Source organism: Mycobacterium sp. URHD0025, from assembly GCF_000426065.1.
Classification (GTDB): Bacteria; Actinomycetota; Actinomycetes; order Mycobacteriales; family Mycobacteriaceae; genus Mycobacterium.
In genome coordinates this window covers 145,346-168,561 of the sequence record NZ_AUEQ01000006.1, presented here as the reverse complement: position 1 = coordinate 168,561, position 23,216 = coordinate 145,346, and the positions used below count along the sequence as shown (strand labels likewise).

The following is a 23,216-nucleotide window of genomic DNA, read 5'->3' as shown; positions in this document are numbered from 1 at the left end:
CGGTTAGGCCGGGGCTCCGAACAGTTCGATCGGCTTGCTGCCGGCGGCCAGGGTGACGATGGCGCGCTTGGTGTCCTTGCGCTTGCCGAAGCCCGCGCGGGTGCGCTTGCGCTTGCCCTGCCGGTTGGCGGTGTTCACCGAGCTCACCTTGACGTCGAAGATCTTCTCGATCGCGATCTTGATCTGCGTCTTGTTGGAGTCCGGGTGCACGATGAACGTGTACACGTTGTCCTCGATCAGCCCGTACGACTTCTCCGAGATGACCGGGGCCAGGATGATGTCGCGGGGGTCTGTAATCGTTGCCATCAGACCGACGCTCCTTCTTTTTGGTCCTTGGTGCTCGACGCGATGTACGCGTTCAACGCCTCGACGCTGAACACCAGATCGTCGGCGTTGAGCACGTCGTAGGTGTTGAGCTGATCCGGCGAGACCACGTGCACACCGGGCAGGTTGCGGACACTCTTGAGCCCGACCTCGTCGGTGCGGCCGATGACGACGAGGACCTTTTTGTTTCCGGTCAGGCTCGCCAGGAACGCCTTGGCGCTCTTGGTCGACGGGGTCTGCCCCTCGACCAGTTCGGTGATCGCGTGGATCCGCTCGTTGCGGGCCCGGTCCGACAGCGCACCGCGCAGGGCGGCGGCGATCATCTTCTTCGGGGTCCGCTGGCTGTAGTCGCGTGGCTGGGGGCCGTGCACGACGCCACCGCCGGTGAACTGCGGTGCGCGGGTCGAACCCTGACGCGCCCGGCCGGTGCCCTTCTGCCGGTACGGCTTCTTGCCGCCACCGGAGACCTCACCGCGGGTCTTCGTCGAGTGGGTGCCCTGGCGCTTGGCGGCCAACTGTGCGTTGACGACCTGGTGCATCAGAGCGATGTTGGGCTCGACGTCGAACAACGCGGCGGGCAGCTCGACGGAACCGTCCGTCTTGCCGGCCGGAGTCTTCACATCAATTTTGAGAGTCATTACTTCTCGCCTCGCTTGATTGCGCTGCGGACAACCACCAGACCACCGTTGCGTCCGGGGATTGCGCCCTTGATCAACAGCACGCCGTTCTCGGCATCGACCTTGTGAACCTTGAGGTTCTGCGTGGTCACCCGGTCGTGGCCCATGCGGCCCGACATCCGGGTGCCCTTGAACACGCGGCCCGGGGTGGCACAGCCACCGATGGAGCCGGGCCGACGGTGCACGGCCTGCGCACCGTGGGCGGCGCCCTGACCCTTGAAGCCGTGACGCTTCATGGTGCCGGCGAAGCCCTTGCCCTTGCTGGTGCCGGTCACGTCGACGTAAGCACCGTCGGCGAAGATCTCGGCGGTCAGCTCCTGGCCGACCTCGTACTCGGCGGCGGCAGCCTCGTCGACCCGCAGCTCGGCCAGGTGGCGGCGCGGGTTGACACCCGCGGCGGCGTACTGACCGGTCACGGGCTTGTTGACCTTGCGCGGGCTGATCTCGCCATAGGCGAGCTGCACGGCGCTGTAGCCGTCGCGCTCGGGGGTACGGATAAGGGTCACCACGTTGGGGCCGGCCTTCACGACCGTCACCGGGACGACTTTGTTGTTCTCATCGAACACCTGCGTCATGCCCAGCTTGGTGCCCAGGATGCCTTTTCTTGCCATCTGTTCTGGATCTCCTACTGGATGTTGACGTCGACACTGGCCGGCAGATCGATGCGCATGAGCGCGTCAACGGTCTTCGGCGTCGGGTCGAGGATGTCGATCAGTCGCTTGTGGGTGCGCATTTCGAAATGCTCCCGCGAGTCCTTGTACTTGTGCGGCGACCGAATGACGCAATACACGTTCTTCTCGGTCGGCAGCGGCACGGGGCCCACCACACTGGCACCGGTACGGGTCACCGTCTCGACGATCTTTCGCGCCGAGGCATCAATGGCCTCATGGTCGTAGGCCTTGAGCCTGATGCGGATCTTCTGTCCCGCCACGCTTCTCCTACCTCTACTTCGTACATCGGCCGGCCGTATCGGAGTCCCGATGGACATGCCATCGAAGCCCCGTCGGGCCTGGTGCCCCGGCGCGGGTTGCGCCGAGAATTGCCGCCGCTGTTTACCTGTCTGTGGTTCACCGGCCCCCGCGGTCGGGTGTGTCGCCCGCACGCACACGTCCTCGCCGTGAAAAATCCGTCGAGATCGGTGTTGGGACCGGACGCGCCCGTGGGGGCGCCGGTCGTATGCCCGGCCAGGAAATACCCGGCTCAAGGCAACCCGAACAGTATGCCCTAGATCTGGGCGTCCTCCAAATCCACGATCGAGCAGGTCCGGGGGCGTGCATGCACGCCGCTCCAATCGTCGCCGAGATTGCACTCAGGGACAAATCTGGGCCCGGGTTTGTCCCTCACTTCAATCTGGGCGCTCTAGCGCCGCGCGGATCCCTATCTTACTTGTGAGTAAGGTAGGCCCGGTGACCGTCACCTCCACGTACCGCGCTTGGCAGCAGTTGTCCGGCAAGCCACTGGGCACCCAGCTGTTCTCGGCGGCGGCGATGGCCCGCGTGCCGTACTTCGCGTCGATACTCCCCCACGTGCGGCGCATGGAACCCGGACTGGCCGAGGTGACGGTGCCCAAGTGGTTCTACGTGTACAACCATCTGCACACGGTGCATGCCATCGCGTCGTGCAATGCCGCCGAGATGGCGATGGGGATGTTGATGGAGGCCACCGTGCCGACGACGCACCGCTGGATCCCCAAGGCCATGAATGTGCAGTACCTCGCGAAGGCCACCACCTCGTTGCGGGCCAGAGCGGAGCTCACGCCGCCCGATTTCGGCACCATCACCGAGGGCATCGACATCGTGGTGCCGGTCAGCATCACCGACCGCCACGGCGTCGAGGTGGTGCACGCCGACATCACCACCTGGGTGACGCCGGCCTAGTCAGTCATCGAGCGTGCGCTGAGATCGCGATTTCGTCTGACACCACGATCTGAGTACACGCTCGGCACTAACCCGGCGCTTCTTCCAAGTAGGTGCCGTGGCCCTCGCGCACCAATGCGCCGTCGAACAACAGCACCTCGTTGACCAATCCGCCGAGCTGATTGCGGTAGTGGATCACCAGAGCCGATTCGCCGCGGTAGGTGCCGAGCACCTCGAAGTGCAGATCGGGAAACCTGGCCAGCGCCGTGCTCCAGTAGTGACGCAACGCGTCCTTGCCCCGCACCAGACCGTGGGTCTCGGGCAGCACGCGCGCGGCGACCGGTGAACTGAACACCACGTCGTCATGGAAGTGGGCCAGCACCGCCTCCACGTCGTGCGCGTTCCATGCGCTCACCCACTCTTCGGCGAAAGCCTGCGGATCCGGTGTCGCCATCGAGTTCACTTCTCCTTCAGCCCCGCCCACAACGGGCATTGATGGATGCGAGCGTAGCCATTGTCGACGCGACTGCCGTCGGCCTGCAACGACATTCGGCCACCGTCGAACCCTGGCCAGGCCGGCTCACCGTCGACCGCGGGCTCACCCGAGCGCACGAAGGCGCTCCAGTAGTCGATCATCTGATCCGAGAGCCGTTGCTGCGCGGGGTCCAACGGGGGCGCCCCGCCGACGTCGAACAGATAGCGAAGCTCCAGCGAGTGACTTGCGCCGATCGGGAACGGCAACGTTCGCATGACGTCGGGCGCCGGGGCGTTGCGGTCGTTGAACTCATAGGCGTAGACCGGCCCGGTGCGGGACAAGTCACCGGCGATCCGTTCCGATACACAGGCGAAGTCACCGTCGGTCACGGCGGCCGAATACGCCTGGGCCACACCGCCGTATCGATCGATCGGGTAGTGCGCCGCCACGGCCGCGGCATCGGCACCGAATGTCTCGGACAACAACTTCGGGTAATCCGCCGGCGTATAACGCTGACCTGCCCGCAGATAGCGCAACGCCACGAACAGGGTGAACTCGTCGCGGGTGGTACCGATCAGCAACGGCACCGGTTCACTGTCACCGGAGCCGAATACCGCCAACGGCGCCCGGGGCACCAACGCCGAGCCGGTGACCGGACCGGTCAGCTCATCGCTGCCGATATTGAAGTACCACACCGGCTTTCGCAGCGCATCGACCGGAAGTGCACGCAGGCAGGTGCCGGCCGTCGCGGGATCCGGACAGCCGGCGGTCGCCGCGTAATCGAGCGACTGGCGGGTGGCGACGGCGAGGTCGGCCTGCGCCTGACACGGGGCGCTCATCAGGATCGCGGCCCGGAACAAACCCGCCGACCCCGGCGACACCAGGTGGTCGCACACCGACATACCGCCCGCGGATTCACCGGCGACAGTGACCTTTTGCGGATCGCCACCGAAATCGGCGATGTTGTCCCGGACCCACCGCAGCGCCGCCTGTTGGTCGGCGAGGCCGTAGTTGCCGATGTCACCGCCGGCACCCAGAGCCGGGTGGGCGAGGAATCCGAGGGTCCCCAGCCGGTAATTGATCGTGACCACGATGATGCCGCCGCGCGCGGCCAGCCTCCCCGCGTCGTAGATGCCACTGCTGCCGCCTACGAACGCACCGCCGTGGATCCACACCATGACGGGCCGCTTCTCATCCGAGACCGGCGGCGTCCAGACGTTCAGCGACAGGCAGTCCTCGGTGGCGTTCGCCCCCTGTTCCGGATCCGAACTGGGGTCCTGGATGCAGCGCGGGCCCGCCCGAGTGGCGTCGCGCTCCCCCGGCCACCCCGGAGCGGGAGCCGGCGCGGCGAACCTCTTCGGGCCCACCGGAGCTGCTGCATACGGAACCCCGGCGAACAACCGATGGCCGGATGCCACTGTGCCGCGTAGGATTCCGGCCGCGGTCCGGACCACCGCCGGGTCCGGCCCCTGGACATGTCCCTGGGCGGGTACCGGTGTTTGCTCGGACGGGACCGGGGTCGGGGCCATCCCGCCACCACCCGCACAGCCCGCAACCAGCATCGCCGCCACTGCCAGCAACGCCATGGCCCGCCGCCCCGACCGCATGGCTGCGAGCGTACGGGGCGGATCGACAGAATCGGCGCCCTTACGTGGCACCGGTCACATATGGTGCCAATTGACACTCGTCAACTACCCGCCCGGGAGGAGTCAGTATGAACGCGCCGACGATGGATGACGCCGCGAAGGTGCTCGCCGACCCGGCGGCGTACGCCGACGATTCACGCCTGCACACCGCGCTGACCCGGTTGCGCGCCAACAATCCGGTGGCGTGGGTCGACAACCCGCCCTACCGGCCCTTCTGGGCCATCACCAAGCACGCCGACATCATGGCCGTGGAGCGCGACAACGACCTGTTCATCAGCGAGCCCAGGCCGCTGCTGGCCACCGCGGCCGCGGACGACCTGGCCAAACAACAGCTTGAGGCCGGCATGGGCTTGCGCACGCTGATCCACATGGACGATCCACACCACCGCAAAGTCCGCTCGATCGGCGCTGATTGGTTCCGCCCCAAGGCAATGCGTGACCTCAAGGTCCGGGTTGACGAGCTCGCCAAGCGCTACGTCGACAAGATGCGCGATATCGGCCCCGAGTGCGATTTCGTCACCGCGATCGCCGTCGACTTCCCGCTGTACGTGATCATGTCGCTGCTCGGGCTGCCCGAAGAAGACTTCGCCCGCATGCACATGCTGACCCAGGAGATGTTCGGCGGCGACGACGACGAGTACAAGCGCGACGGCGGCTCGCTGGAGGACCAGCTCGCGGTGCTGATGGACTTCTTCGCCTACTTCTCGGCACTGACCGCATCTCGCCGCGCCAACCCGACCGAAGACCTGGCATCGGCCATCGCCAACGGCACCGTCGACGGACAACCGCTCTCCGACGTCGACACCGCCTCGTACTACGTCATCGTCGCCAGCGCCGGACACGACACCACCAAGGACGCGATCTCCGGCGGATTGCACGCACTCATCGAGAATCCGGACCAACTGTCCAGGCTGCAGGCGCAACCCGAGCTCATGGGCACCGCCGTCGAGGAGATGATCCGATGGTCCACTCCGGTCAAGGAATTCATGCGCACTGCCACGGCCGACACCGTCGTACGCGGAACGCCGATCGCGAAGGGCGAATCCGTCTACCTTGCCTATGTTTCCGGCAACCGTGACGAGGATGTGTTCGAAGATCCGCACCGCTTCGATGTGGGCCGGGATCCCAACAAGCACTTGGCATTCGGCTACGGCGTGCACTTCTGCCTCGGTGCGGCTCTGGCCCGGATGGAGATGAACAGCCTGTTCACCGAGCTGCTGAGCCGCCTGGACTCCATCGAATTGGCCGGAACTCCAGAGCTTTCCGCGACGACGTTCGTCGGCGGGCTCAAGCACCTGCCGATTCGCTACTCGCTACGCTGAGGCTGTTCGGAGCGGCGGTGGGTGGCCAGGAAACCGTCCACCGCGGCGCGCACGCACGTCGTGTAGTCGAACCCGGTCAGCGTACTCAGCTTGCCCAACACGATCGGACCGAGCAGCAGCGCGGCGGCCTGCGTGCGATCGACGTCGCCGAGTTCGGCGATGACGTCCGGGCTGTCGAAGATCGCGTCGAACGGTGCCGCATAGTGCTCTGCCACCCGCTCGCGCAGGGTCCGCACCTCCGCACTGTCGCCCGTCCGCCAGGGCAGCCTCTCCAGGTCGCCGCCCAGCGCCAGCCATGACATGGCGGCGATGCTGATCGGCGCCTCGGCGATCGAGTCGGCCTGCGCCTGAACCAGCGCGATCAGCCGATGCCGCAGCGTACCTTCCTCCGGCGGCATCGGCGCTGCGGGGATGAGTGCGCGAAATGCGGCTGCCAGCAGATCATTTCCACTCGGAAAGTGCCGGTACAGCGTGGCCCTGGCCACATTGGCGTCTCTGGTGACGGCGTCGACGGTGACCGCGCTGGGCCCGCCTGACCGCAGTAGCGCCGTCGCCGCCTCCAGTAAGCGGGCCCGGGATCGGGCCGGGCGCGGATCACCGCTTCCGGCAGTCATTCGCCGTCACACCTCCATGAAAGTTGCCTACCACTTCGCCTCGCCGGATCAGGTCGTCAGGAACTCCGCGGCCCGATGACCGATCATCGCAATGGTCGCGTGCGGGCCGCGGCTGGTGATCGCGGGCATGATCGACCCGTCCACCACCCACAGTCCCTCGACCCCCAGCACCCGGCAGGTCGGATCCACCACCGCACCCGAACCGGTTCCCATCGGCGCCGTGCCGGCCAGGTGCTGCGACGTCGACCACGACGCAACACCGACTTTTGCTGTGTGACTGACCAATTCACGAGCCAGCTCCGAACCTCGGCGCAGTGCGTCGACATCGTCTGCCACGGTGTCGTAGCGGTGTTCGATGACCGGCGCGATCGTCGGATCGGCCGACGCCAACCGGACCCGGCCGCGCGAGTGCGGACGCATCAGCGCCACACCCAGATGCGGAAGCTCGGCGGGGTCATGACCGGGTCCGTGCACCATGGCCGCAAACCCCGCCGTGTAGGGGCGCACCTCGATGCCGTCGACGGTGGTGAGTACGGCCTCCAACGGCGGCAGATCGTGCGTCGGCACCCAGGAGACCGGAAGGACCCATTCCGGATGGTCGACGGTGTGCATCCCGACGGGCAGGTCCGCCACCACCTCGACACCGAGCGCGGCGAGTTCGGACGCCGGCCCGACACCTGACAGCAGCAACAGGTGTGCCGATCCAATCGCACCGCAGCACAGTACGATTCGACCGGCATCGAGAACCGAACCGTCGTCACACCGCACCGCGACGGCCCGGTTCGCCCGGAACAGCACCTGGCGCGCCCGGGTGTCGGTCCGCAGCTCGAGATTGGGGCGGGCAAGCGCCGGCTTCAGGTAGGCGCCGCCAGGCCCGACTCTGGTGCCGCCGTTGATGTTCAACGGGACGGCTCCCACCCCGGCAGGCAACGCCGCGCCGGCGTCCGAGCTGTTCAGGTCATCGATCCAGCCGAACCCCGCGCGGGTTGCGGCGTCGACGAAAGAAGCTGTGCAGCCATCGAATTCGCGTACCCGACGAACAGTGATCGGGCCGCTGTCACCATGGAGTGCGGTGTCGAAGTCGAGGTCGGTCTCGATGGCGCGGAAATGCGGCAGCACGTCCTCCCAGCCCCACCCCGGAACCGCCCAGGTGTCGAAGTCTGTGGGCAGCCCCCGGCAGAAATAGCCGCCGTTGACCGCGCCGGAACCTCCCACGACCGATCCCCGGATGATCTCGGTGTGCCTCTGCGGATTCTCGGTCAGCACCGACGCATAGTGACGCACCACCGAGCTGGCCGCCCCGATCGGCAGCCGCAGGGCGTCGGTGATCTGTGCCTCCACTCGCGGGTCACTGGGCGCCGGACCTGCCTCGACGACCGTGACGCGACAGCCGGGATCGCTGGAAAGCCGTTCGGCCAGAATTGATCCGGCGCTTCCGGCACCGACGATCAGAACATCGCTCAATTGGCTCTAGCTCCGCAGCTGAGGCTTGAGCGCGCCCAGCTGACGTTCCCGCACCACCCCGGTCCACAAGCCGATCCCGTAGGCCAGGTCGTCCAGACGCTTGAGCAGGATGTGAGCCAGCAGGCCGACCGGTTTGGTGTCGTCGTCGGCGTTCCCGCGCCGGCTCGCCCAGTCGACCACGCCGTCGAGCACCGCGGCCACCAGGACCGCGTGTCTGGCCCGCCGGAACAGCAGGGCCGCGATCAGCGCGACCGGCCAGTAGTGCCGACAGATCGCCGAACACAGCTGCAGAGCCGCCGACCACAACCCGCGCGCGGTCACCGCCGCGACGTCGGTGGGTTCGGTCTGCACGGTGCTGAGGGACCGTGCGATGCGCCGGCCCGTCAAGACCGCGATCACCACAGAGCCCACATACCCGACGTAAGAGCCCATGGCCAGGAACAGCCAGACCATCAACGTCCATCCGGAGATCACCACCGGCGCGGTCTTGCCCGGGTGCCGCACACTCAGCGGTGCCGCCGAAGTACCGTAGAAAGCCTTGCGGTTGAACCACTCTCGCAGATCTGTCCGGTGATCGTGCGCCACCAGCGCGATGGGCTCGTACCGCAGCCTGGCCCCCGACTCGACCAGGCGCCAGCACAGGTCGACATCCTCACCGGAATGCATGGTCTCGTCGAACCCGCCCACTCCGGCCAGCGTCGACCGCCGGCAGATGATGGCCGCGCTCGGCACGTAGGACACCGGGCCGTAGGGCACCACCGGCGCCTCACGCACCCCCAGATCGAGTGACGAACGCACCGCCTCGTAGCGGGCGACCACATTGTCAGCGGTATGCAATCCCACGATGCGAGGCGCCACCAGGGCCACCGCCGGGTCGCAGAAGTGTCCGAGCAACGCCTCCAGCCACCCGCGCCGCGGCACCACATCCGAGTCGAGGAACGCGACGAAATCGGTCTCCGAGGCGGCGAGGCCGGTATTGCGGGCCGCCGCCGGACCGTTGCTGCGGAGGTGCCGGAGCACCCGAACGTCGCAGTGCATCCCGGCGAACTCGGACTGCGCCACGGGAACCGCCGAACCGTCGTCGACGACGATCACCCGCAGGCCCCGCAACGCGGCGATCAAACGGTGCAGGCCGGATACATTGTCGCGCACCGGGATAACGACCGTCACGTCGCGATGCGACGGGCCGCTGGGCGGACGGGGGTGGGCGACCGTGGCGTCGAGCAAAGTGCGCGCGAGTTGCGCGCTCTGCGCGTCGTGCACCTCCAAGCGGCCACCGTTGAGCATGGTCTGCGCCGTCGGCGCCAGCCGCAGCAACCGGGTCGGTGACCCGCCGAGCAGCGCCGCGCCGGCCCCGAGCACCTTGACATGGCGATCCACCTGCACGGCAAAACCGTCGGGCAGTCTCGGTCCGGTCATGTCAGCAATCCGTTCCGGTCCGGCTGCCACCGCTTGATCCTGCCGGCGCAGCCGTCGACCATTTCAGCAAAGATACGCTCCCCCTCGGCAGCCGTCGCGGTTGTCGGGTCACCCAGCACCCCGACTTCGCTGACAGCCGCGATTCCGCCTCTGCGCATCGCAGGCATCAGCTCCGACAGCGGGGCCGTGTTCCCGGCACTCAGGTCATCGGTCCAGACGTCACCGGGCGAAATATGTAGCAATACAGATGTTTCGGTATGGCCCGCGTGCGCATCAGCCCCCTCGGCGATACACGGAACCCAGCCAACGTCACGGCTCTCCTGGCGCAGCAGGGCCACCGCAGCAGCCAGCGCCTCCACATTGCCTCCGTGACCATTGACGAAGACGAGTCGCGAGGCCCAGCTCGACGCGGAGCGTCCGTACTCAACCAGCAACGACCGCAAAGCGGCCGTACCGATCGACACCGTGCCGGGGAACCCCTCGTGCTCGCCACTGGCACCGTAGTGGACGGGCGGTGCCACCATCCACTCACCTGCCGGCGCCTCGTCGAGGTACTCGAGGACCTCGTGCGCGACGGCGGTGGCGATACGGGTGTCAGTGTCCAGAGGCAGGTGCGGACCATGTTGCTCGGTAGAGCCCACGGGGATGATCAACATTGGCGACATGCTGTGTAGCTGTCTCGACGTTGAGTTCCCGAGCCCGCTGGGGAAAGCCACGTGCCGATGGTAGGCCGAATTCACCTACCGTGCGCCAATTGTTGGAGCACGAGCAGCAATTGATTTGCCTTAGCTTTCCCTACACCGGCCGTGAGTACCACGTACGTCTCTCCTGCCACCCCTGTCACGACACGCCGCACGGCGCGCCGGTGCAACCGTCAGGCGTCGGTGCGCGGCACACCGAGGGTGCGGGTGAAGCCCTCGGGCACCAGGATGTCGTCCGGCGTGAGGTCGTGGATCGAGGACTTGCCCAGGCCGCGCAGCGCCGAGTCGATGCCACCGCTGAGGATGTCCAGCACGTTCTCGACGCCGGCCTGGCCGTTGGCGGCCAGGCCCCACAGGTAGGCCCGCCCGATCATCACGGCCCGGGCGCCCAGCGCCACGGCCTTGACGACGTCGCTGCCGCGGCGGATCCCGCCGTCCAGCAAAACCTCGACCTGATCGCCCACCGCGTCGGCGATGGCCGGCAGGCAACGGATCGCCGCCGGGGTGCCGTCCAGGTTGTTGCCGCCGTGGTTGGACACAGTGATCGCCGAAACACCCGCATCCACCGCACGTTTGGCGTCATCGACGCGCACCATGCCCTTGAGCAGGAACGGACCGCCCCACTGCTCACGCAGCCACGCGATGTCCTCCCACGTCGGGGGCGGGGTGCCCATCCACTGCCCGTAGGCCTCGAAGAACGTCGGCCCGGCCTCACCGCGCCGGCCCTGGTTGGGCACGCGCAGGTCCGGCGGACGCAGGTGCTTGCCGAAGCTCCACAGCCAGCGGGGCTTGGTGAGCACCTCCGGAGACATCCGCAACATCGTGCGCAGGTCCATTCGCTCCGGGATCTTCGGGCTACCCCAGTCCCGGCCGTGACTGAAGCTCCAGTCGGTCGTGCAAATCAGTCCGACCGCCCCGGCATCCTTGGCCCGTTGCACGCGCTCGGCGATCTCGTCGCGCGACCCGAGCCAGTAGATCTGGAAGAAGATCTTGTCGTTGACCGCGGTGACTTCTTCCATCGGCTTGCTCGCGAAGGACGACAGCCCCATGGCGGTTCCGCGTGCCGCAGCCGCGCGCGCCACGGCAACCTCACCGTCGGGGTCGACCGCCTGCACACCGGTGGGCGAGATGATGACCGGCATCGAAATGTCTTGCCCCATGACGGTTGTCGACATCTCGCGTTTCTCGGTGGCGCCCACCACGTGCGGCGCGAAGCCGAGCTCGGCGAACGACTCCACGTTGTCGGAGACCGTCACGCCCTTCTCACTGGCAGAGATCAGCGACGAGTAGGCGGACTTGGGCAGCCGCTTCTTCGCCCGCTGCTGGGCGATGGCGACGGTCTCGAACCAGGTATCACGGGCCATGGGTTACACCGGACTTTCGTTACAGATGCGGGCGGGCGGCTTGGTCAGCAACTTCAGCGCCACCGGCCCTTGCTTGGTGCCGCGAGAATGATCACCGCTCGGCTTGGGTTTGATGCGTTCTCGTGCCAGGGCCGGCTCGCCCCAGCCTTCGACGCATTCCGGGTCCGGCCCGTCCATCGGCAGACCGGTGAAGAACTTGGCCGCCATGCAGCCACCACGGCACGCGTCGTAATGACCGCAACCACTGCACGCCCCGGCCGACTGCGGCTCGCGCAGCTCGCGGAACAACGGGGAGTTCTGCCAGACGTTCTGGAAGCCGGCTCCAAAGCCGGTGTCTTCCAGGATGTTTCCGGCCAGGAACTTGTCGTGGATGGCGAACGGGCAGGCGTAGACATCGCCCACCGGGTCGATCAGGCAGACCACCCGGCCGGCGCCGCACAGGTTCAGCCCGGCCAGCGCACCGGGCTCCCCCAGACCCGACAGGTGGAAGAACGAGTCACCGGTCAGCACGCGCTCACCGTGGGCGACCAGCCAGTTGTAGAGCTGGCGCTGCTGGTCGGGGGTCGGGTGCAGCTCGTCCCAGACGTCGGCGCCGCGACCCGACGGACGCAGCCGCGTGATCCGCAGCGTGGCGCCGTACCGGTCGGCCAGCGCCTTGAACTCGTCGAGCTGGTCGACGTTGTGGCGGGTGACCACCACCGAGATCTTGGCATCGGAAAAACCTGCGGCGGCAAGGTTTTCCAGCGCACGCACGGCCATGTCGAACGACCCCTTGCCACGCACGGCGTCGTTGACCTCGGCGTTGGCGCCGTCCAGGGAAATCTGGACGTCGACGTAGTCGCTGGCGGCGAGCTTCGCGGCGATCTCCGGCGTGATGCGCACGCCGTTGGTGGAGAACTTCACCCCGACGTGATGCTCGGTCGCATAGTCGACCAGTTCCCAGAAGTCCGGGCGCACAGTGGGTTCACCGCCGCCGATGTTCACGTAGAACACCTGCATGCGTTCCAGCTCGTCGATGATGTCCTTGCACTGCTGCGTGGACAGCTCGCGCGGATCGCGCTTACCCGACGAGGACAGGCAGTGCACGCACGCCAGGTTGCAGGCGTAGGTGAGCTCCCAGGTCAGGCAGATCGGGGCGTCGAGTCCGTGTTCGAACTGCTCGACGAGTCTTGGCACTGGTGCAACAGAAGTCATTGTGAGTTCCCGGGGACGAGCATCTTCGAGGACACCAGCACGCTCAGCGCGTGCAGGTAAGGACCTTGGTCGGAATCTGCGACACCGGCCGCGCGGCACGCGGACCGGGCGTCGGGGTGATCAGCCAGGGACTTGACCACCTCGACGACCGTCCGGTTCTTCAGAAACGACAGCTTGCGGGTTCCGAAGTGATACAGCAGGGCACCGAACGGCTCCGGCCGCACCGCCACCTGGTGATGCAACCGCCAGCTGACATCGGGGTCGAATACCACGCCGGTGCGCCCGGCCGTATCGGCAACCTGTGTGGACACCGTCAGTAAACCCCGCACATACCGTCGATCGAGACCTCTTCGACGAGCGTCTCGGTGACGAGCTGGGTTTCGGTTTCAACCTGTGGGTTCTGATCCATGAATCGCACCTTTCCTGCAACTGTGGGTCTCGACAATTGTGACCTGAGTCGCAAGAATATGGCATCGAGTGCACAAATGGAAGGGCGGGTTTCATGCGGCAGGTATCCGGGCCCCGCGTCGGTCGGCGCCCGTCCACCACGCAGGACCACATCGCCGACGTGGCCCTGACCCTGTTCGCCAGCCGGGGGTTCGACGAGGTCAGTGTCGACGACGTCGCCAGGGCCGCAGGCATCGCGCGACGCACCCTGTTCCGCTACTACGCCTCCAAGAACGCCATCCCGTGGGGCGACTTCGACGCCTACCTGCAACACCTGCGCGACCTGCTCAGCTCACTGAGCGCAGAGATCCCTCTGGCCGAGGCGCTGCGCGAAGCCCTGCTGGCGTTCAATACCTTCGATGACCAGGAAATGCCCCAGCACCGCCTGCGCATGCGGGTGATCCTGGAAACCGCAGGCCTGCAGGCATATTCGATGACGATGTACGCCGGCTGGCGTGAGGTCATCGCCGCCTACGTGGCTCAGCGGATCGGCGCGGCACCCCATGACCTGATGCCACAGACCGCGGGCTGGCTGATGTTGGGCGTCGCGCTGTCGGCGTATGAGCACTGGCTCGCCGACGAGTCGGTCGCGCTGGTCGACGCCATCGCCGACGCGTTCGAGGTGGCGCGACCCGGCCTGGAAGCCCTAGCCCCGGGGTAGGTCATCCCACACCCCGGCCAGTGCCGCCGGGCCGGACGGACCGAGCGTCTCGGTGAGCGTCACGGGCGCCTGCGACATGAATCGTGGTCTGCGACCGCGATGTACGTCGGCGGCGTGCACCGTGAACGGATGGACCACATACATGTCACCAGGCCGTCCGGTGGCGTGGGCCACCGGGCGGGCCCGGCTCACCTCGTCGACCAGAGCCCCGGCTTCGACGAAATCGACCGGCTCGGGTCCCAGCACCCGGGCCACGTCGCGATGCGAGCCCACCCGGATGCGCGTCGGCGCGTCGGCAGGCCCGACCTCGGACAGCAGCGTCAACACCAACAGCGTCTGCGGACGACCGCTGACAGCCCACTGTCCGCCTGGCAGCGGAGTGTTGGCATCGATGTGCCAGCCCCGGTCCTCCGCGGGCGGACCGACGGGAAAGCGGACCGGGATGTTTCCCAGAGAACCCCGCGGAAGCCAGCCTCCGGTTCCGCAGATCCGGTCCAGGGCCTCGGCGAGCGGGGCACCGCCCACCAGCTGACCGAACGGGCCCGCCCCCGTCAGATCTGCCGCCCACACCACCGGCGCGGTCCACGATGCCGGATCATTCTGGGACAGCCCGATCTGTGCCCACAGCAGATCCCTGGCCGCATCGGCGATTTCGGCCGGAACGGCCTGCTCGATCTTGGCGAACCCGTCCCGCCGAAATACATCGACATCCACCATGGCGACCACCATGGCGTACTCCGCCGCATGGACGCCAATGATTATCCGGCGAAAGATTCTTCACACAACCCCGTCGGAGTTCGGCTCCCGACGGCGACGATAAGGGTGTGAGCGCCGAAACTGACGCTCCGCGGGTGCTGCTGAGGTGCTACGACGAGGCCCTGCCAGTGGTGTACGGCTACTTCGTACGACGCTGCGGTGACCGCGGAACCGCCGAGGACCTGACGTCGGAGACGTTCCTGGCCGCGATGGATGCGGCCCGCAGACCGTCGCCGCCGCCAATCTCGGTGCCATGGTTGATCGGGGTGGCCAGGCACAAACTGGCCGACCACTACCGGCGGCGCCACGACCGGTTCACCGTGCCGGTGGCCGAATTGCCCGAACCGGTCGAGCCGACCGACGACTGGGACGCCGAACTGGATCGCATTGTCGCCGAATCGGTTTTGGCGCGGCTACCCGAGCACCACCGCACCGTGCTCGTCCTGCGCTACGTCGACGACCGCACGGTCGGCGAATGCGCTGAGCTCATCGGCCGCACGGTGCACGCCACCGAGGCGCTGCTGGTGCGGGCCCGCCGCGCCTTCAGAGCCCAGTACCCGACACCGGAGGGAGGGACGACGTGATCAACAGCCACGATCCGCTGACCGTGCTGAGCGGCGACGACCAGCCGGTGTCCCCCGATCCGGCATTCGCGGCCCGGCTGCGCGCCCGGCTGGAAGCGGCCCTCACCCTGCCCACCCACACACAAGGAGTTGACATGAGCGGAACCGACACTGCCATCGACGACCTGAATCAGCCCTCGACCACGCCGACTCCCGCACGATCCGCTGTCGTGGCCTACCTGGCCACGCCCGACGCCCGTGCCGCCATCGCCTGGTACCGCGACGCGCTCGGCGCCGTTCCGGTGGGCGAGCCGATCGTGATGGACGACGGCCGCATCGGCCATGCCGAGCTGGAACTCGCGGGCGGTGCGCTGTACCTGGCCGACGATTTTCCTGAAATGGGCTTGAAAGCGCCAGCGCCACAGTCCAATTCAGTGAGCCTGATGCTGAATGTGCCCGACACCGACGCCGCCCTGGAGCGAGCCAGGACCCTGGGTGCGCAGGTACAGCGCGAACCTTACGAGAACTACGGCACCCGCAACGCCGTGATCATCGACCCCTCGGGTCACCGGTGGATGCTCACGGGACCGGTCGCCGCCGCGGTCGTTCCCATCCAGCACGGCGACGTCGGCTACGTCTCGGTCTGGGCACCCGATATCGCCCGCGCCGCCCGGTTCTACGAGCGGGTGCTTGGCTGGACCTTCGACCCGGCCACCCACCAGGTCACCAACACTCGGCAGCACGTCGGCATCTTCAACACCGATGGTCCGCCCACCCTGTTCTGCTGCTACGCCGTCGCCGACCTCGACCAGGCGCAACAGGCGATCACAGCGGCCGGCGGCGTCGCCGGTGAGCCGCAGGTTCGAGAATTCGGCACCGTGCTGGATGCGACAGACCTGGATGGCACCGCGTTCGCGGTCTTCCAGCCCGCCACCGCCGTCCCACGCCCCGAGCTCAACGGGGCTGGGCCAGGCGAACTTTCGTACATCACCTACGAAGTCCCCGACTCGGCGGCGTTCAAGGACTTCTACGGCCGGGTGCTGTCGTGGACCTTCGAACCCGGCCGGATCGACGACGGCTGGGGAGTTCAGGGCAGCCAGCCGATGTCGGGCATGGCCGGCGGCGCCCCGCGGGCAGTGACGGTGCCCATGTGGACGGTCGCCGATATCGACGCCGCGGTCGCCCGCGTCGCCGAGGCCGGCGGCACCGTGCTGCAGCAGCCGTCACGACAGCCCTACGGATTGATGGCCGAGTGCACCGACGACCAGGGTGGCCGGTTCTACCTCGGCCAGTTCTAGAGCGATTTGGGTGCGTCCGGTAACGCCGAGCGTTACCGGACGCACCGAAATCACCGGGAAAGTCAGCCGAGGACGTCGGAGATGGGGGCGCCGGCGGCGATCTTGCCGCGGGCCTTCATCACCTTGCCGGGCATGCCGCCGCCGACCACACCGACCACGACACCGTCGCGCTCGTAGAAGGCCAGGAACTTGCGGCCGTCGTCCTCCACCACGTGCACGACATCGTCGGCCTCGGGCTCACCCAGGCACTGGATCTTGACGTCGTACTGATCGCTCCAGAAGTACGGAACCGAGACGACGGGCGAGGAGTCCTGGCCGAGCATCGCCGGCACCATGGCGCGCGCTTGATCGGCCACATTGCTCCAATGCTCAACGCGCGCTTGGCCACCCACGTGATCGCGCCACGACGCGACGTCACCGATGGCCCACACGCCCGCGGCGCTGGACCGGCCGACCTCGTCGCACACCACGCCGTTGTCGAGCTGGATACCGCTGCCCTCGAGCCACTCGACCGCCGGGTGCGAGCCGATACCGACCACGACCAGGTCGGCGTCGAGCTCGGTGCCGTCACCGAGCACCACCTGCTCCACCTTGTCGGCGCCGCGCACCTCGCTGACCCCGACACCGCACCGCACGTCGACACCTTCGGCCTGGTGCAGCCGGGTGACCAGCGCTCCGATCTGCTCGCCGAGGACCGAGGCCAGCGGCGTGGGCTGCGGCTCCACGAGTACCACCTCCACGCCCAGCTTGCGCAGGCTCGCGGCGACCTCGCAGCCGATGAAGCCGGCACCGACCACCACGGCGCGCTGCGCCTTTCCGGCGTGCTCGCGCAGGGCCATGCTCTCGTCGTAGGACCGCAGCACGTGAATACCCGCCAAGTCACCGAAAGACCGGATCCGCCTCGGCAGCAGCCCCGTGGCGATGACGAGCTCGTCGTAGGCCACGTCGCTACCGTCGGCGAGCTTCAACGTCTTGGTGGCGGTATCCACCGATTGCGCGGCGGAGCCGAGCCGCAGCGTGATGTCGTTCTCGGCGTAGAACTCGGCAGGCTTGAGCGTGACGTCATCCGTCTCGGCACGCAGCACTTCCTTGGACAGCGGCGGCCGATCGTAGGGCAGATGGTCCTCGTCGCTGACGATCGTGATGGGCCCGGCGTACTCCGAACGGCGCAGCTGTTCGGCCGTCCGGGCCGCAGCCAAGCCGCCGCCGACGATGACAATGCCCGCCGCTGATCCCGTTGAAGTAGTCACGTGGGGTTTTTACACGATCGGGCTTGAGCGTTGTGCGCCACCCTACGTTCGCCGGTGTCGATGACGCGCGTCACGACCGGCCCCGGTCGATGATGTTCGACAACACCACGATGCTCTCGCTGCGCTCGATATGGGCTGTTGAGCGGATCCGTTCCAGGGCCTCCTCAAGGTGGCGCATATCGCGGGCCAGCACATGCAGGATGGCGTCGGCGGTACCGGTGACCGTTGCCGCGCTGACCACTTCAGGGATGTCGATCCAGGCCGCGCGCAACTGATCTGGCGCGATGGTGCCCTGACAGAACACCTGCACGTACGCCTCGGTGCTCCAGCCGAGCACATTGCGGTCGACCACCGTGGTGAAGCCGCGGATCACCCCTTCGGCGACCATGCGGTCCACCCGCCGCTTGACCGCGGGCGCCGACAGATTCACCCGCTGCCCGATCTCGGCGAATGTCGCCCTGGCGTGCTCGGTGAGTTCGGCCAGAATCCGCTCGTCGGTGTCGTCCAGACGTTCCACAGCCACCTCCACGCAACAAACCTCCGCCAATCTGTGTTTCATGCAATATATCGCTGCATATCACGCAACAGGCGACAATTGATTGCGTCGCAGAACCTCCTTATCGTCGATTCATGACGATTTCCGAGGAAGTCATGCCTGGCGCCGCGCCCGAAATCGACGGCGCGGTAGCTCCTACTCGCTCCGCCGCATCACCCGCGCGGAGCGCGACCACCCGCCGATACGCCATGACCGCCCCCGACCACTTCACCGTCGAATACGCCATCAACCCGTGGATGGACACCTCAACTTCCGTGGACACCACGCTTGCCGTTGCCCAGTGGGACACGCTGCGCGCGGCCTACGCCGATCTCGGCCACACCGTCGACCTGGTGACGCCGCGCCGCGGCCTGCCGGACATGGTCTACGCCGCCAACGGCGGCTTCGTGATCGGGGACACCGCGGTGGTCGCCCGCTTCGCCTACCCGCAGCGCGCCGGCGAGGCCGACGCCTACGCCGCGTGGATGGCCGCGGCCGGCTACCGGCCGGTGCGTACCGAGCACGTCAACGAGGGTCAGGGCGATCTGCTCCTGGTTGGGCGAAATTTGTTGGCGGGATATGGTTTTCGCACCGACCGGCGCGCGCACGACGAGATCGCGGCCATCACCGGCCTGAACGTGACCAGCCTGGAACTCGTCGACCCGCGCTTCTACCACCTGGACACCGCGCTGGCCGTGCTCGACGACACGACGATCGCCTACTATCCCCCGGCGTTCAGTGACGACGCCAGAAAGCGGCTGACCGAACTGTTCAGCGACGCCATCGAAGTCAGCTCGGCAGACGCCTACGTCCTCGGCCTGAACATGGTCTCCGACGGCAGGAACGTCGTGATGCCGGCGGCCGCCACCGGATTCGCCGGCCAACTGCGCCGGGCCGGGTTCGAGCCCATCGGCGTCGACCTGTCCGAACTCCTCAAAGGCGGCGGATCCGTCAAATGCTGCACCCTGGAGCTGCACCCATGACCATGCTGGACAGTGTGGACAGCCAGGCCACCCCGGATTCCGCGACCGCGTCGGCGATCTCACTCGACGATCGCCATGTCGCACACAACTACTCACCGCTGCCCGTCGTCGCAGAGAGCGCCGAGGGAGCCTGGATCACCGATGTGACCGGCCGGCGTTACCTCGATTGCCTGGCCGCCTATTCGGCAGTGAACTTCGGCCACCGCAATCCCGAGATCATCGCCGCCGCGCACGCCCAACTCGACCGGCTGACCCTGGTGAGCCGTGCCTTCCATTCCGACCGGCTCGGCCCGTTCGCCGAGGCATTGGCCGCATTGTGCGGCAAGGACATGGTGCTGCCGATGAACAGCGGTGCCGAGGCCGTCGAGAGCGGCATCAAAGTGGCCCGCAAATGGGCCACCGACGTCAAGGGCGTCCCCGCGGACAAGTCGAACATCATCGTGGCGCGCAACAACTTCCACGGCCGCACCACCACGATCATCAGCTTTTCCGACGACGACACCGCGCGCCGCGGTTTCGGCCCCTACACGCCCGGATTCCGGACGGTGCCCTTCGGGGACCATCGCGCGCTCGACGCAGCGATCGACGAGAACACGGCCGCGGTGCTGATCGAGCCCATCCAGGGCGAGGCCGGCATCATCGTCCCGCCGGCTGACTACCTGCCCCGGGTCCGCGATATCTGCACCAGCAGGAACGTGCTGATGATCGCCGACGAGATCCAGTCCGGCCTGGCCCGCACCGGACGCACCTTCGCGTGCGAACACTGGGATGTGGTTCCCGACGTATATCTGCTCGGCAAGGCACTGGGTGGTGGCGTGGTGCCACTGTCCGCGGTGGTGGCCGACCGCGATGTGCTCGGTGTGCTGCACCCTGGCGAGCATGGCTCCACGTTCGGCGGCAACCCGCTGGCCGCGGCGATCGGCACCACAGTGGTCGGCATGCTGCTCCGAGGCGAATTCCAGCTCCGTTCAACGGAACTCGGAGGCCATCTACACAGGCGACTGAGCGGCTTGATCGGGCACGGGGTGACGGCCGTGCGAGGTATGGGACTGTGGGCGGGCGTGGACATCGATCCCAGCCTGGGCACCGGCAAGCAGTTCGGTCTGGCCCTGGCGGAACGCGGTGTGCTGGTGAAGGACACCCACGGCTCAACCCTGCGGTTCGCCCCACCTCTGGTGGTGACCGCCGATGAGCTCGACTGGGCCGTTGACCAGTTCGCCGACGCACTGGACGCAACGCGCCGATAATCGGTTGACCGGCAGCCAAGGAGGCACCATGTCCGCCCCAGCCAACAACCTGACCACCCAGATGTTGCGGCGAAGGCCGGTCATCGGAGCCCCGGTCGCCCACGGCGCGTCCGACCACCTCCGGCGAAGCATCGGCACATTCCAACTCACCTTGTTCGGCGTAGGCGCCACGGTCGGCACCGGCATCTTCATCGTGTTGCAGCAGGCCGTCCCCAAAGCCGGGCCCGCGGTGCTGGTGTCGTTCGTGGTGGCGGGCATCGCCGCCGGACTTTCGGCGATCTGCTACGCGGAAATGGCTGCAGCCGTGCCCGTTTCGGGTTCCACATACTCCTACGCCTACACCACGATGGGCGAGTTCATCGCCATGGGCGTCGCGGCCTGCCTGCTCCTCGAGTATGGCGTCTCCATGTCGGCGACCGCAGTCGGCTGGAGCGGTTATCTCAACCAGCTGCTGGACAACCTGTTCGGCTGGCGGCTGCCGCACGCAATGTCCGCGGCGCCGTGGGGAGACAACCCCGGCGTGATCAACCTGCCTGCGACCGTGCTGATCGTCATGTGCGCGCTCCTGCTGATCCGCGGCGCCAGCGAGTCCGCGGCCGTCAACAGCGTGATGGTGATCCTCAAGCTGTGTGTGCTCGGCATGTTCGTGGCCATCGCGTTCACCGCATTCACCACCGATCACTTCGCCGGATTCTGGGACAAGGGGTTCACCGGCATCACCGCGGCCGCCGGCACGATCTTCTTCACATTCATCGGTCTTGATGCGGTCTCCACCGCGGGTGACGAGGTGAAGAATCCGCAGAAGACCATGCCCCGGGCGATCCTCGGGGCGTTGGTCGTCGTCACCAGCATCTACATCCTGGTCGCGTTCGCCGGCCTGGGCACCCAGTCCGCCGACGACTTCGGTTCCGACGAGCAGTCCGAGGCCGGACTGTCGGTGATGCTGACCAACATCCTGCACGGCCAGACGTGGGCAAGCACCGTGCTCGCCGTGGGCGCCGTCATCTCGATCTTCTCGGTGACCCTGGTGGTGATGTACGGGCAGACCCGCATCCTGTTCGCCATGGGCCGCGACGGTCTGTTGCCGCCGATGTTCGCAAAGGTCAACCCGCGCACCATGACTCCGGTGAACAACACCATCGTCGTGGCGGCCGTCACCGGAACCCTGGCCGGGCTGGTGCCGCTGGACTACCTGTGGGACCTGGTATCGATCGGCACCCTGGTGGCATTCATCGTGGTGTCGATCGGCGTCATCATCCTGCGGGTGCGCGAGCCGGACCTGCCGCGGGCCTTCAAGGTCCCCGGTTATCCGGTGACACCGGTCCTTTCGGTGCTGGCGTGCCTGTTCGTGCTCTACGGCCTGCCGCCCATCACCTGGCTGTGGTTCAGCATCTGGGTCGCTCTCGCCCTGGCGTTCTATCTGGTGTGGAGCCGTCATCACAGCGCACTCAACGACGGCGGCGACGGCTACATACCCGGCCCGGCAGCCGGTGAGGACGACGTGATGATCGTCCCCGGAACCGAGGAAACCCGATGACCGTCGTCGTCGGGTACCTGGCGGGCAAGGGCGGGGCATCCGCACTGCACCTCGCAGTCGGTGCGGCCCGCAGCCTCAACACCTCGCTGGCGGTGGCCACCGTCGTGCCGCGTCCCTGGCTGACCCCGTCGCCCGCCCGTGTCGACGCCGAATATGCCGAATACGCCGCACAATTGGCGGCCTCCTCGGCCGAGCAGGCCCGGCAACACATCTGGGCACTCGACGATCGTCTCGACGTCAGCTTCCACAAATTCGCGCACCGGTCGGTTTCCGGCGGCCTGTTGGAAGCCGTCGACGAGCTCGACGCCGAGGTCCTCGTTCTCGGCTCGTCCGCCGACGGCCAATTGGGCCAGGTCGTGGCCGGCTCGACCGCCGACCGGCTGCTGCACTCCTGCCCGGTTCCGTTGGCGATCAGCCCGCGCGGCTACCGCCGGCCGAAATCCGCTGCGCTGGCCCGCATCACGTGTGCCTTCCCCGGATCACCCGACACGGTGGCCGTCGTCCGGCAGGTGGCCGAGCTGGGCCGACGACTGGACACGCCCATGCGCGTCGTCACCTTCGCGGTCCGGGGACGCAACATGTATCCGCCCACCGTCGGGTTGCACGCCGAAGACGCGATCCTGCAGGAATGGGTGAAACAGGCTCAGCAGGCACTGATCCGGTTGAAAGACGACAAGACCGTGGGCGACGACGTGGACCTGCAAGTCGTCACCGGCAACGACTGGAGCGAGGCCCTCGACGCCATCGACTGGCTCGAGGGCGAGATCCTGGCGATCGGGACCTCGCCCGGCGGCGCGGTCGCCCGTGTGTTCCTGGGCTCACACGGATCAAAGATATTGCGGCACAGCCCGGTTCCAGTTCTCGTCCTCCCGGGCTAGTTCCG

The 23,216-nt window shown here is 67.1% G+C and carries 26 protein-coding genes; 9 read left to right on the top strand and 17 right to left on the bottom strand.

What is annotated here, in order from left to right; all coding sequences use genetic code 11:
• Nucleotides 1-3 precede the first annotated feature (3 nt).
• Genes rplW through rpsJ form a run of 4 tightly spaced genes read right to left on the bottom strand, consistent with a single transcriptional unit; the run spans nt 4 to nt 1,932 of the window.
• Nucleotides 4-306, bottom strand: a complete 303-nt coding sequence (gene rplW / locus H977_RS0105205) for a 50S ribosomal protein L23 (protein ID WP_029106855.1) — start codon at nt 304-306, stop codon at nt 4-6.
• The gene (rplD, locus tag H977_RS0105200) at nt 306-962 is read right to left on the bottom strand and encodes a 50S ribosomal protein L4 (RefSeq protein WP_029106854.1); all 657 of its coding nucleotides are present in this window, start codon (nt 960-962) and stop codon (nt 306-308) included. The genes rplW and rplD overlap by 1 nt, the downstream gene beginning before the upstream one ends.
• Nucleotides 962-1,612 carry a 50S ribosomal protein L3 gene (gene rplC, locus H977_RS0105195; RefSeq protein WP_029106853.1) on the bottom strand — a complete coding sequence of 217 codons (651 nt, stop codon included), beginning with the start codon at nt 1,610-1,612 and terminating at the stop codon, nt 962-964. Before rplC ends, rplD begins: the two co-directional genes overlap by 1 nt.
• A gap of 14 nt (nt 1,613-1,626) precedes the next feature.
• Entirely contained in the window at nt 1,627-1,932 is a 306-nt protein-coding gene (rpsJ, locus tag H977_RS0105190; RefSeq protein WP_003883485.1) for a 30S ribosomal protein S10, read from the bottom strand.
• A 475-nt stretch (nt 1,933-2,407) separates the two neighbouring features.
• Between rpsJ and H977_RS0105185 the strand changes: the two genes are divergently transcribed.
• On the top strand, nt 2,408-2,878 hold the full coding sequence (locus H977_RS0105185) for a hotdog fold domain-containing protein (RefSeq protein WP_029106852.1): 471 nt from the start codon (nt 2,408-2,410) through the stop codon (nt 2,876-2,878).
• 67 nt (nt 2,879-2,945) lie between these two features.
• On the opposite strand, the gene H977_RS0105180 is transcribed toward H977_RS0105185, so the two are convergent.
• Both H977_RS0105180 and H977_RS0105175 read right to left on the bottom strand, forming a co-directional pair.
• Entirely contained in the window at nt 2,946-3,311 is a 366-nt protein-coding gene (locus H977_RS0105180; RefSeq protein ID WP_029106851.1) for a nuclear transport factor 2 family protein, read from the bottom strand.
• 5 nt (nt 3,312-3,316) lie between these two features.
• Nucleotides 3,317-4,939 (bottom strand): carboxylesterase/lipase family protein, encoded by a 1,623-nt coding sequence (locus H977_RS0105175; RefSeq protein WP_029106850.1) that lies wholly within the window; start codon nt 4,937-4,939, stop codon nt 3,317-3,319.
• Nucleotides 4,940-5,046: 107 nt separating this feature from the next.
• Here H977_RS0105175 and H977_RS0105170 point away from each other — a divergent pair, with 107 nt between their 5' ends.
• Nucleotides 5,047-6,300: a cytochrome P450 gene (locus tag H977_RS0105170; protein ID WP_029106849.1), complete on the top strand. Its 1,254-nt coding sequence runs from the start codon at nt 5,047-5,049 to the stop codon at nt 6,298-6,300.
• Here the strand turns inward: H977_RS0105170 and H977_RS32585 are convergent.
• The 8 genes from H977_RS32585 to mftA form a co-directional block, all read right to left on the bottom strand.
• On the bottom strand, nt 6,285-6,914 hold the full coding sequence (locus tag H977_RS32585) for a TetR/AcrR family transcriptional regulator (protein WP_036475166.1): 630 nt from the start codon (nt 6,912-6,914) through the stop codon (nt 6,285-6,287). The genes H977_RS0105170 and H977_RS32585 overlap by 16 nt on opposite strands.
• Nucleotides 6,915-6,962: 48 nt before the next feature.
• On the bottom strand, nt 6,963-8,378 hold the full coding sequence (gene mftG / locus H977_RS0105160; RefSeq protein WP_029106848.1) for a mycofactocin dehydrogenase MftG: 1,416 nt from the start codon (nt 8,376-8,378) through the stop codon (nt 6,963-6,965).
• A 6-nt stretch (nt 8,379-8,384) separates the two neighbouring features.
• Nucleotides 8,385-9,797 (bottom strand): mycofactocin biosynthesis glycosyltransferase MftF, encoded by a 1,413-nt coding sequence (mftF, locus tag H977_RS0105155; RefSeq protein WP_029106847.1) that lies wholly within the window; start codon nt 9,795-9,797, stop codon nt 8,385-8,387.
• On the bottom strand, nt 9,794-10,537 hold the full coding sequence (gene mftE, locus H977_RS0105150; RefSeq protein ID WP_081681624.1) for a mycofactocin biosynthesis peptidyl-dipeptidase MftE: 744 nt from the start codon (nt 10,535-10,537) through the stop codon (nt 9,794-9,796). Before mftE ends, mftF begins: the two co-directional genes overlap by 4 nt.
• Nucleotides 10,538-10,671: 134 nt before the next feature.
• On the bottom strand, nt 10,672-11,862 hold the full coding sequence (gene mftD, locus H977_RS0105145; RefSeq protein ID WP_029106845.1) for a pre-mycofactocin synthase MftD: 1,191 nt from the start codon (nt 11,860-11,862) through the stop codon (nt 10,672-10,674).
• Between the two features lie 3 nt (nt 11,863-11,865).
• Nucleotides 11,866-13,056 (bottom strand): mycofactocin radical SAM maturase, encoded by a 1,191-nt coding sequence (gene mftC, locus H977_RS0105140; RefSeq protein ID WP_029106844.1) that lies wholly within the window; start codon nt 13,054-13,056, stop codon nt 11,866-11,868.
• On the bottom strand, nt 13,053-13,367 hold the full coding sequence (mftB, locus tag H977_RS0105135) for a mycofactocin biosynthesis chaperone MftB (RefSeq protein ID WP_036475160.1): 315 nt from the start codon (nt 13,365-13,367) through the stop codon (nt 13,053-13,055). Before mftB ends, mftC begins: the two co-directional genes overlap by 4 nt.
• Before the next feature lie 2 nt (nt 13,368-13,369).
• Nucleotides 13,370-13,465: a mycofactocin precursor MftA gene (gene mftA, locus H977_RS34710; RefSeq protein WP_019344466.1), complete on the bottom strand. Its 96-nt coding sequence runs from the start codon at nt 13,463-13,465 to the stop codon at nt 13,370-13,372.
• Nucleotides 13,466-13,558: 93 nt separating this feature from the next.
• Between mftA and mftR the strand changes: the two genes are divergently transcribed.
• Nucleotides 13,559-14,164 (top strand): mycofactocin system transcriptional regulator MftR, encoded by a 606-nt coding sequence (mftR, locus tag H977_RS0105125; RefSeq protein WP_029106842.1) that lies wholly within the window; start codon nt 13,559-13,561, stop codon nt 14,162-14,164.
• Here the strand turns inward: mftR and H977_RS0105120 are convergent.
• Complete coding sequence (locus H977_RS0105120) at nt 14,150-14,881, bottom strand: phytanoyl-CoA dioxygenase family protein (protein ID WP_029106841.1); 732 nt, start codon at nt 14,879-14,881, stop codon at nt 14,150-14,152. The two genes, mftR and H977_RS0105120, sit on opposite strands and share 15 nt — an antisense overlap.
• Before the next feature lie 107 nt (nt 14,882-14,988).
• Here H977_RS0105120 and H977_RS0105115 point away from each other — a divergent pair, with 107 nt between their 5' ends.
• Entirely contained in the window at nt 14,989-15,504 is a 516-nt protein-coding gene (locus H977_RS0105115) for an RNA polymerase sigma factor (RefSeq protein WP_029106840.1), read from the top strand.
• Nucleotides 15,501-16,781 carry a VOC family protein gene (locus H977_RS0105110; protein ID WP_029106839.1) on the top strand — a complete coding sequence of 427 codons (1,281 nt, stop codon included), beginning with the start codon at nt 15,501-15,503 and terminating at the stop codon, nt 16,779-16,781. Before H977_RS0105115 ends, H977_RS0105110 begins: the two co-directional genes overlap by 4 nt.
• Before the next feature lie 62 nt (nt 16,782-16,843).
• On the opposite strand, the gene H977_RS0105105 is transcribed toward H977_RS0105110, so the two are convergent.
• Together H977_RS0105105 and H977_RS0105100 are read right to left on the bottom strand one after the other, a co-directional pair.
• A complete protein-coding gene (locus H977_RS0105105; protein ID WP_029106838.1) occupies nt 16,844-18,031 on the bottom strand; it encodes an NAD(P)/FAD-dependent oxidoreductase in 1,188 nt (395 codons plus the stop codon).
• 70 nt (nt 18,032-18,101) lie between these two features.
• Entirely contained in the window at nt 18,102-18,548 is a 447-nt protein-coding gene (locus tag H977_RS0105100; protein ID WP_029106837.1) for an Rv2324 family transcriptional regulator, read from the bottom strand.
• A 113-nt stretch (nt 18,549-18,661) separates the two neighbouring features.
• Between H977_RS0105100 and ddaH the strand changes: the two genes are divergently transcribed.
• From ddaH to H977_RS0105080, 4 genes are read left to right on the top strand one after another with little or no spacing between them, the layout of a single operon-like run.
• A complete protein-coding gene (gene ddaH / locus H977_RS0105095) occupies nt 18,662-19,549 on the top strand; it encodes a dimethylargininase (protein ID WP_081681623.1) in 888 nt (295 codons plus the stop codon).
• Nucleotides 19,546-20,796, top strand: a complete 1,251-nt coding sequence (gene rocD, locus H977_RS0105090; RefSeq protein WP_029106835.1) for an ornithine--oxo-acid transaminase — start codon at nt 19,546-19,548, stop codon at nt 20,794-20,796. The genes ddaH and rocD overlap by 4 nt, the downstream gene beginning before the upstream one ends.
• Nucleotides 20,797-20,824: 28 nt before the next feature.
• Complete coding sequence (locus H977_RS0105085; RefSeq protein ID WP_029106834.1) at nt 20,825-22,333, top strand: amino acid permease; 1,509 nt, start codon at nt 20,825-20,827, stop codon at nt 22,331-22,333.
• Entirely contained in the window at nt 22,330-23,211 is an 882-nt protein-coding gene (locus tag H977_RS0105080) for a universal stress protein (RefSeq protein ID WP_029106833.1), read from the top strand. Before H977_RS0105085 ends, H977_RS0105080 begins: the two co-directional genes overlap by 4 nt.
• Nucleotides 23,212-23,216 lie beyond the last annotated feature (5 nt).

Excerpts from the sequence above, each read along its gene's own strand:
- rplW (WP_029106855.1), bottom strand. The coding sequence starts at position 306 with ATGGCAACGATTACAGACCCCCGCGACATCATCCTGGCCCCGGTCATC.
- rplD (WP_029106854.1), bottom strand. The coding sequence starts at position 962 with ATGACTCTCAAAATTGATGTGAAGACTCCGGCCGGCAAGACGGACGGT.
- rplC (WP_029106853.1), bottom strand. The coding sequence starts at position 1,612 with ATGGCAAGAAAAGGCATCCTGGGCACCAAGCTGGGCATGACGCAGGTG.
- H977_RS0105180 (WP_029106851.1), bottom strand. The coding sequence starts at position 3,311 with ATGGCGACACCGGATCCGCAGGCTTTCGCCGAAGAGTGGGTGAGCGCA.
- H977_RS0105175 (WP_029106850.1), bottom strand. The coding sequence starts at position 4,939 with ATGCGGTCGGGGCGGCGGGCCATGGCGTTGCTGGCAGTGGCGGCGATG.
- H977_RS0105170 (WP_029106849.1), top strand. The coding sequence starts at position 5,047 with ATGAACGCGCCGACGATGGATGACGCCGCGAAGGTGCTCGCCGACCCG.
- H977_RS32585 (WP_036475166.1), bottom strand. The coding sequence starts at position 6,914 with ATGACTGCCGGAAGCGGTGATCCGCGCCCGGCCCGATCCCGGGCCCGC.
- mftF (WP_029106847.1), bottom strand. The coding sequence starts at position 9,797 with ATGACCGGACCGAGACTGCCCGACGGTTTTGCCGTGCAGGTGGATCGC.
- mftD (WP_029106845.1), bottom strand. The coding sequence starts at position 11,862 with ATGGCCCGTGATACCTGGTTCGAGACCGTCGCCATCGCCCAGCAGCGG.
- mftC (WP_029106844.1), bottom strand. The coding sequence starts at position 13,056 with ATGACTTCTGTTGCACCAGTGCCAAGACTCGTCGAGCAGTTCGAACAC.
- mftA (WP_019344466.1), bottom strand. The coding sequence starts at position 13,465 with ATGGATCAGAACCCACAGGTTGAAACCGAAACCCAGCTCGTCACCGAG.
- mftR (WP_029106842.1), top strand. The coding sequence starts at position 13,559 with ATGCGGCAGGTATCCGGGCCCCGCGTCGGTCGGCGCCCGTCCACCACG.
- H977_RS0105120 (WP_029106841.1), bottom strand. The coding sequence starts at position 14,881 with ATGGTGGATGTCGATGTATTTCGGCGGGACGGGTTCGCCAAGATCGAG.
- ddaH (WP_081681623.1), top strand. The coding sequence starts at position 18,662 with ATGACGATTTCCGAGGAAGTCATGCCTGGCGCCGCGCCCGAAATCGAC.
- rocD (WP_029106835.1), top strand. The coding sequence starts at position 19,546 with ATGACCATGCTGGACAGTGTGGACAGCCAGGCCACCCCGGATTCCGCG.
- H977_RS0105085 (WP_029106834.1), top strand. The coding sequence starts at position 20,825 with ATGTCCGCCCCAGCCAACAACCTGACCACCCAGATGTTGCGGCGAAGG.
- H977_RS0105080 (WP_029106833.1), top strand. The coding sequence starts at position 22,330 with ATGACCGTCGTCGTCGGGTACCTGGCGGGCAAGGGCGGGGCATCCGCA.